This is a genomic window from Mesorhizobium sp. WSM4841 (genome assembly GCF_055811515.1).
Map to the genome: position 1 here is coordinate 79679 of NZ_JBVVQC010000015.1, position 6228 is coordinate 85906.

General features: G+C 61.8%; 11 protein-coding genes. 7 read left to right on the plus strand and 4 right to left on the minus strand.

Annotation, left to right across the window (positions count from 1 at the left end; translation table 11 throughout):
• Positions 1-52: 52 nt before the first annotated feature.
• The 3 genes from AC0L14_RS18990 to AC0L14_RS19000 all read left to right on the plus strand — a co-directional run bounded on the left by AC0L14_RS18990 (position 53) and on the right by AC0L14_RS19000 (position 1273).
• Positions 53-238 carry a hypothetical protein gene (locus AC0L14_RS18990; protein ID WP_473527733.1) on the plus strand — a complete coding sequence of 62 codons (186 nt, stop codon included), beginning with the start codon at positions 53-55 and terminating at the stop codon, positions 236-238.
• Between the two features lie 185 nt (positions 239-423).
• Positions 424-852: a VOC family protein gene (locus AC0L14_RS18995; protein WP_473527732.1), complete on the plus strand. Its 429-nt coding sequence runs from the start codon at positions 424-426 to the stop codon at positions 850-852.
• 67 nt (positions 853-919) lie between these two features.
• On the plus strand, positions 920-1273 hold the full coding sequence (locus AC0L14_RS19000; protein WP_473527731.1) for a DUF1428 domain-containing protein: 354 nt from the start codon (positions 920-922) through the stop codon (positions 1271-1273).
• A gap of 7 nt (positions 1274-1280) precedes the next feature.
• Here the strand turns inward: AC0L14_RS19000 and AC0L14_RS19005 are convergent, their stop codons facing one another.
• From AC0L14_RS19005 to AC0L14_RS19015, 3 genes are all read right to left on the minus strand, one after another.
• On the minus strand, positions 1281-2915 hold the full coding sequence (locus tag AC0L14_RS19005) for a tetratricopeptide repeat-containing sulfotransferase family protein (RefSeq protein WP_473750382.1): 1635 nt from the start codon (positions 2913-2915) through the stop codon (positions 1281-1283).
• Positions 2916-3076: 161 nt separating this feature from the next.
• A complete protein-coding gene (locus AC0L14_RS19010; protein ID WP_292180390.1) occupies positions 3077-3340 on the minus strand; it encodes a DUF1488 family protein in 264 nt (87 codons plus the stop codon).
• A gap of 85 nt (positions 3341-3425) precedes the next feature.
• Complete coding sequence (locus tag AC0L14_RS19015) at positions 3426-3620, minus strand: hypothetical protein (protein ID WP_473641416.1); 195 nt, start codon at positions 3618-3620, stop codon at positions 3426-3428.
• 375 nt (positions 3621-3995) lie between these two features.
• On the opposite strand from AC0L14_RS19015, the gene AC0L14_RS19020 reads away from it, so the two are divergent.
• The 3 genes from AC0L14_RS19020 to AC0L14_RS19030 all read left to right on the plus strand — a co-directional run bounded on the left by AC0L14_RS19020 (position 3996) and on the right by AC0L14_RS19030 (position 4821).
• A complete protein-coding gene (locus AC0L14_RS19020; RefSeq protein ID WP_473641418.1) occupies positions 3996-4262 on the plus strand; it encodes a hypothetical protein in 267 nt (88 codons plus the stop codon).
• Entirely contained in the window at positions 4259-4507 is a 249-nt protein-coding gene (locus AC0L14_RS19025; RefSeq protein WP_292180382.1) for a hypothetical protein, read from the plus strand. The genes AC0L14_RS19020 and AC0L14_RS19025 overlap by 4 nt, the downstream gene beginning before the upstream one ends.
• A 176-nt stretch (positions 4508-4683) precedes the next feature.
• Complete coding sequence (locus AC0L14_RS19030; protein WP_292180379.1) at positions 4684-4821, plus strand: hypothetical protein; 138 nt, start codon at positions 4684-4686, stop codon at positions 4819-4821.
• Between the two features lie 231 nt (positions 4822-5052).
• On the opposite strand, the gene AC0L14_RS19035 is transcribed toward AC0L14_RS19030, so the two are convergent.
• The gene (locus AC0L14_RS19035; RefSeq protein ID WP_473750384.1) at positions 5053-5451 is read right to left on the minus strand and encodes a Kazal-type serine protease inhibitor family protein; all 399 of its coding nucleotides are present in this window, start codon (positions 5449-5451) and stop codon (positions 5053-5055) included.
• Between the two features lie 453 nt (positions 5452-5904).
• Here AC0L14_RS19035 and AC0L14_RS19040 point away from each other — a divergent pair, with 453 nt between their 5' ends.
• Positions 5905-6117: a cold-shock protein gene (locus tag AC0L14_RS19040; protein ID WP_023799871.1), complete on the plus strand. Its 213-nt coding sequence runs from the start codon at positions 5905-5907 to the stop codon at positions 6115-6117.
• Positions 6118-6228: the final 111 nt, after the last annotated feature.

Genomic DNA, 6228 nt, shown 5'->3' on the forward strand with positions numbered 1-6228 from the left:
GTCCTTGGGTTGCCGACACGGTGATGCCGGCGCCAATCGAGGAGAGAGCATCATGTCTATTCTGTCATCCGTAGGTCGCATAGCGACCCGTTACTCGGCGGCTCGCGCCCGTTACCGCAGCGAGCGCGCCCTCCTTTCGTTGCCGATCGAACTGCGCAAGGACATCGGCTGGCCGGAGATCGTCGTCGACGCGCAAAACAGCCCCCGGATTGCAATCTCTTTGTCCGAGGCAAGATGAAGAGACCAGCCGACCGCAGCGGCGCCGTCATAAGCCTTGCGCGTCGCCCAGGGTCACTCCAGCCGCCGACGGCCCGGCCCATCTGGTCTCGGCAATTAAAAAATGTATCTGACGTGTAGGACCGCCGCCGCTTCATTCGTCCTGTGGTCCGCAAGGTCAATCCAAACGCAGAGAGGAGCAAAAAGATGAACGATCAGCCCCAAACCCAGCCCGCAGCGAAAGTCCTTGGCGGCTTGACGCCCTATCTTCAGTTGGATGGCGCCTTCAAAGCCGCCGAATTCTACAAAAAGGCCTTCGGCGCCGAGCAGGTCTTCTTCTACCCGCCGGACGAGCAGGGGCGGACGATGCACATCCATCTCCACATCAACGGTTCGACCTTGATGATCTCCGACTTCTATCCCGAGCACGGAATGGCCGCGGTGAAGCCGCAGGGCTTCACCATGCAGCTCCATCTCGGCAGCGATGACATCGACGCCTGGTGGAAGCGCGCCGTCGACGCCGGCTGCAAGGTCGGCACGCCGCTGCAGGTGATGTTCTGGGGCGACCGCTGGGGTCAGCTGACTGATCCCTTCGGCGTGGAGTGGGCGATGAACGCGCCGGTGAAGGCAGCGTAGCGCCTTCTTTCCTTCTCCCCTTGTTGTGGGAGGAGGAAAAACCCTACCCAACCCAAGGAGAACCACAATGTCCTATGTCGATGGTTTCGTACTTGCCGTGCCCAAGGCAAATCTCGATGCCTACAAGAAGCTGGCGCAAACAGCCGGCGCCGTCTGGAAGGAGCATGGTGCGCTCGCCTTTGTCGAATGCATAGGCGACGACGTGCCCTATGGCGAGGTCACCTCGTTCCCGCGCGCCGTGCAGGCCAAGGAAGACGAGGTCGTCGTCTTCTCATGGGCCGTCTATGAATCGCGGCAGAGCCGCGATGCGGTGATGGCCAAGGTGATGGCCGACCCACGCATGAAATCCGACTGGTCGGCGATGCCGTTCGACGGCAAGCGCATGATCTTCGGCGGCTTTCAGCCCTTCATTGAGCTGTAGGCCTGCATTACGCCAGCCGGTCGAGCAGCGGCTTGAGCCGGTCGCCATAGCGTTTCCACAGATCGACCGACCCTTGGTACATCGGCTGGCGCACCTGCGCCGCCGACGCCGTGCGCACCGGCCGGTCGGTCTCGTGGAACGACAACACCGCATCGTCCCATGGCAGGCCGAGATGGGCGATCAATGCCCGCGACTGCCCTTCCTGGTCGGCGACGAAATCCTCGTAGCGCACATCGTGTACGACATCAGGCAAAACGGTGCGCCAATGCGCCATGATATCGGTGTAGAGATTGTGGAAATCGGCGAGCTCGCCGAGGTCGTAGCCGTAGCGGTGGCTGTCGCCGCGGAAATGCACCTTGTAGATCGACAGGCAGGTCGCCGCCGCGTCGCGCGCGCAATGGATGATCTTGGCCTTGGGCAGCATCAGATGGATGAAGCCGATCAGCAGGAAGTTGCCGGGCATCTTGTCGGTGACATGCCGGAAACCCGGATAGCGGGCGTGCAGCAGGTCTAGATAGGCCTGCCCCGCCTCGGCATAGACCTTGTCGGGCATGTCGGTGATGCCCGAGGGAAAGCCGCCCTTCATACCCGGCGGAAACTGCTTGCCGACCGCCGTCTTCAATATGCCGAGCTCGCCCGCGCCATAGACCTGCGGATGGCTGGCGATGATCTGCTCGACAAGCGTGGTGCCGGAGCGCGGCATGCCGACGACGAAGATCGGCGTGTCGTCGGCAATCCCGCTCGGTCTGTGCTCGTCGAAGAAGGCCTTGTCGAACACTGCCTTCATCGCCTCGAATTCGGCGCGTGTCTTGCCCGCATCATAGTCGATGCCCGTGCGGCGGATCGCATTGCCTTCGGCGAAATAATCGAAGGCACGGCCATAATCCTTCAGATCGTCATTGGCCTTGCCGAGGCCGAACGAAAGCTGCATGCGCGCCAGGCTGCCTTCCGGCGCCTTTGCGTGCTGCGCCTCCATCCCGGCAAGCTCGGCGTCACGCTCCTGCTGGCGCTTGACCTGGGTGAGCATCAGCCAGGCCCTGGCCATGCCGGGATCGACCGCCAGCGCCAGCCGGAAATGCTCCGCCGCCTCTCTGAGGTTGCCCTTCTCCATCAGCCCGACGCCCAGACCGTGCAGCAGGTCGGCGTCCTTCGGCCGAATTGCCAATGCTTCGCGGAAGACGGCGAGCGCCTCCTCCAGCCGCCCTGCCTCCTGCAGCGTTTCGGCAAGCCCGATGCGGGCGCGGACATGGAACGGGTTGCGACCGATGGTGCCGCGATAAATCTCCTCCGCGCCCTCGAACTGGCCGAGTTGCTTTAGCGAGGAGCCGAGATTGTCGCGCGCCGCGAGTTGGTCCGGCCGGATTGCCACCGCGCCGCGGAAGAAATCGACGGCTGCACTGACACGGCCGAGGTCGCGCATCACCGTGCCGAGATTGTTGAGGAAATCCGGATTCTGGGGCTGCAGGCGCACCGACTGTTCGAGGAGATCAAGTCCTTCAGCGCTGCGCCCGGTCTGGTGCAGCAGCAAACCGAGGAAATGGGCTGCCGCCGCATGATTGGGCTTTTGCGCCAGCACCTGCCGGTAGAGCATCTCGGCTTCCTGCCGGCGCCCCGCCTGATGCAATTGCAGTGCCTGCTGCACGCGCTGGTCGAGCCCCAGCGGCGGCTGTCCGCCTGAGCCGAAATTGGCGCCCGCGCCTGCCGGTCTTCTCTGATCTCTGTTGATGGGAAACCTGCCGTGTTTTGTCCGCCTGCCGCGATCTAGGCCATCGGCGCGGCAGGTTCAAGGGTTCGCAGGCCAGCTTACCGGAAATCGGCCTGGGTCAATACATACATGTTCTTGCGGCCGTGCGAATAGGCTTCGCGCGCAACATCCTGGATCGACGAACGCTCCGCATCGAAGGCGCTGAGATACTCGGCTTCCGCCCCGCCCGTGGCCGTTGCCGCCGAAAGCGCTGCAATCTCCACAAAGAAGGGCACTTCGAACATGCCGTCATGGCCGACGAAGCGAATGCGCCTGGCCGCAGCGTCGTAGGAGCGGCTGCGGTTGGGAAAATTGAGCGTCACGATCGAAACTCCTCAGCGCATGACCCCGAACCGGAGGTTCGGAAAGGATCATGCGCAAAATCAAAGTACTACAGCAAGCCGGCTGTCAGATCAGGCGGTTGGTCTCCGCAACCTGTCTGGCCCGCCGCAGCGTGCCGTCGGTGTCGGCGATCCTTCGCCTTGCTGCCTCGTCACTTCGTATCGTCAGCCGCGCCGACATGACTTTTGTAGGCCCGGCGGCCTGCTTGATAATCGGCTTGATTGTTACGGCCGAACCATCAGGTGTTTTCACGGAAACCATGATTTTTCCTTTCAGATGTAAATAAAAATCGATGCCGGGATGAATTTTTCCGGCACAATCTCAAACAATTCTTGTGAGGTGTCCGGATCGTATCACCATTCTACAAATAGTCCTAGAAAAGTAATTTCGCGATAAGGTCGACGATGGGTGGGAATCTTCTTGAATAAACCGCAATTTTGGATTAATGAATTGAGATCGTTTTTTGGGCCAAGCTTGGCATCTCGCGGCGTCAGAGGTTCTCGACCCGCCAAACTCATTCCAGATCGCCGATACCCAAATTGCCGATACGGGACACACGACACTTAAGTCCCGGTGCCGCGAAGCGGGCACCACCTTATCGGATCCAAGCCGGGAACGAGACTTCGAGGCACGAGAATGTCTGGCCGAACTACCCATTCCATCGCGCATTTCGAGGTACCCTTCATGCTCGGCGGCCTGGAAGGAAAAATGCCGGCCGGCGACTACGACATCGACCACGATGAGGAGCTTATCGATGGCATATCGTGGCTTGCCTGGCGGCGTGTCGCCACCTTCATCCATCTGCCGGCAAGGACGGTGAAAAGCCAGACCAGCCAATTGGTCGCCATCGACTTCGCCGAACTCGAAACCGCGCTGAGGCGCGACCAGGAGAATGCCGCATGATCCGCTTCCAGCAGAACGCACGCCCACGCACCGACACGCCCGCACATCTTTTCGCGATCGGCCAGACCGTTCGCATGAAGAGCCGCACCGGCCTTGTCCAGAAGACCGCTGAGCTGTTCCAGATCAAGAGCAAGCTGCCGGTCAAGGACGGCTCGCCGCAATACCGCATCCGCAGCGACGAGGAGACCCATGAACGGGTCACCACGGAAGACAATCTCGAAGTGGCCGACAATCCGAGCACCTAATGCATGTCGCCCAAAAGCATGCCCACGGGCCTGACCCGAGGGTGCGAAGCGGTTTTTGGGACAACGACATGCATAAAAACAAAAACTTAAAGCGCGTCGGCTGAATCCTTTTCAACGCGACGCGCTTTAGGTCCACATCAGCCACCACCACGTTAATCAATCACGAGGACCAAGAAATGGCCAAGGGTCAACAGCGCAGCAACCGCGAGACACGCAAGCCCAAGAAGGACAAGGCGGCGGCAAAACCGGCCTTGCCCTTCGGCTCGGCCGTCAAGCAGGCGGAAGCCGGTTTGAAGCCGAAGTCCAAGGGCTAGTGGCGGACGGATGAGCAGCCCTGCATTCATCCAGCCATCGCGCGGATCGGATAAAAGATCACGTAATGTCAAAGCCATATGGTCAGGATTGGCTAGGGCCGAGTTCATCGCCCATTGCCATAAAGGCGAGACCGCACCGCTGTGTAGCTGTCGAGCGCTCGGTGCTGCCGGCGTAGAGGCAAGAGGCGCCAGCTGCCCTCCCCGTCCGGAGACGGGGAGGAAACCAGCCTCTCAGCAGGGACTGTCGTCGACGATGCGATAGTCGGCGGCGCGAGCCTCGCAGGCGTTGGGGAAGGTGCGCAACTCGCCGCCGCGGCGAGCGCAGACCGGGCGGTATTCGCGTGTGCAGAATGTCTGCTCTCCATCACCGCCGCCGTCGCGGCACTGGCCGTCGCCAATGATGCGGTACCCGGCCCGCTCGGCAAGGCAGGCATTGGCGAAGGTCTGGCGGTCGCCGCCGCGCCGGGCGCAGACCGGATCATACTGCTTGGTGCAGAATTGCGGCCCGGGCCTTGGCGGGCGGTACACCGGTCCTTCCTCCACCACAACCGCGGTACAGGCTGCAAGAACTGCCGACAGCAACAGGATGGCAAAACCCTGCCGAGAGAAGATTGCCGCAAGAAATTTCATGACTATACCTCCCTCGAGCCACCGCTCGGGCGCAAACGCGCGCGCTCCACTCCAGCCGATCCTCGCCATTCCACCGCCAAATGCAACCCCTGTTTGCAAGCTGCCCCAGCCCGCTGGACCATGCGTGGCCAGGCTCTGGCCGATGACCGGGCGAGCACCCCGTCCTATCGATGCCATGCGTCGGAATGCGCCCATTGGGTGGCCCGCGGGCGCTACCTTGCAACGATCACCTTTCCGTGCGATAAATTTTGTGTTCGGGCATTTGCGACCCGGAGAGCGGAACGTTTTGGACGACCTTTCCCCGATACTGTGAATCTCTGACGGCCCCGTTTTTCGGCGGGGGGTTTTGACCATGCGCCAATGCATGACTGCCGAAGCAACCACCGGGACTTGCCCACGGCGTCAGGCGGCGGGCAAACCACAAAGACTGACACGGGTGAAGGAGTTTCCCCAATGGCCCAGACCGGCACCGTTAAATTCTTCAACGCTACCAAAGGCTTCGGCTTCATCACGCCAGATGACGGCGCCAAGGACGTGTTCGTCCACATCTCCGCGATCGAGGCTTCGGGCCTGCGCACGCTCGTCGATGGCCAGAAGGTCACCTTCGACGTCGAGCCCGACCGCATGGGCAAGGGACCGAAGGCGGTCAATCTGCGCGCGGACTGAATCGTCGGCGCGGGGGGGCGCGCGGCGGGGGGGGGGGGGGGGGCGGCCGGCGAGAGCGTCCCGTCTAACTCGCTGTCTGGGGGGCCCCCAGCGTAGAGAGCTGGCGCGGGG

Bases quoted from the DNA above. Each gene is read 5' to 3' on its own strand.
- AC0L14_RS18990 (WP_473527733.1), top strand. From the start codon at position 53: ATGTCTATTCTGTCATCCGTAGGTCGCATAGCGACCCGTTACTCGGCG.
- AC0L14_RS18995 (WP_473527732.1), top strand. From the start codon at position 424: ATGAACGATCAGCCCCAAACCCAGCCCGCAGCGAAAGTCCTTGGCGGC.
- AC0L14_RS19000 (WP_473527731.1), top strand. From the start codon at position 920: ATGTCCTATGTCGATGGTTTCGTACTTGCCGTGCCCAAGGCAAATCTC.
- AC0L14_RS19015 (WP_473641416.1), bottom strand. From the start codon at position 3,620: ATGGTTTCCGTGAAAACACCTGATGGTTCGGCCGTAACAATCAAGCCG.
- AC0L14_RS19020 (WP_473641418.1), top strand. From the start codon at position 3,996: ATGTCTGGCCGAACTACCCATTCCATCGCGCATTTCGAGGTACCCTTC.
- AC0L14_RS19025 (WP_292180382.1), top strand. From the start codon at position 4,259: ATGATCCGCTTCCAGCAGAACGCACGCCCACGCACCGACACGCCCGCA.
- AC0L14_RS19030 (WP_292180379.1), top strand. From the start codon at position 4,684: ATGGCCAAGGGTCAACAGCGCAGCAACCGCGAGACACGCAAGCCCAAG.
- AC0L14_RS19035 (WP_473750384.1), bottom strand. From the start codon at position 5,451: ATGAAATTTCTTGCGGCAATCTTCTCTCGGCAGGGTTTTGCCATCCTG.
- AC0L14_RS19040 (WP_023799871.1), top strand. From the start codon at position 5,905: ATGGCCCAGACCGGCACCGTTAAATTCTTCAACGCTACCAAAGGCTTC.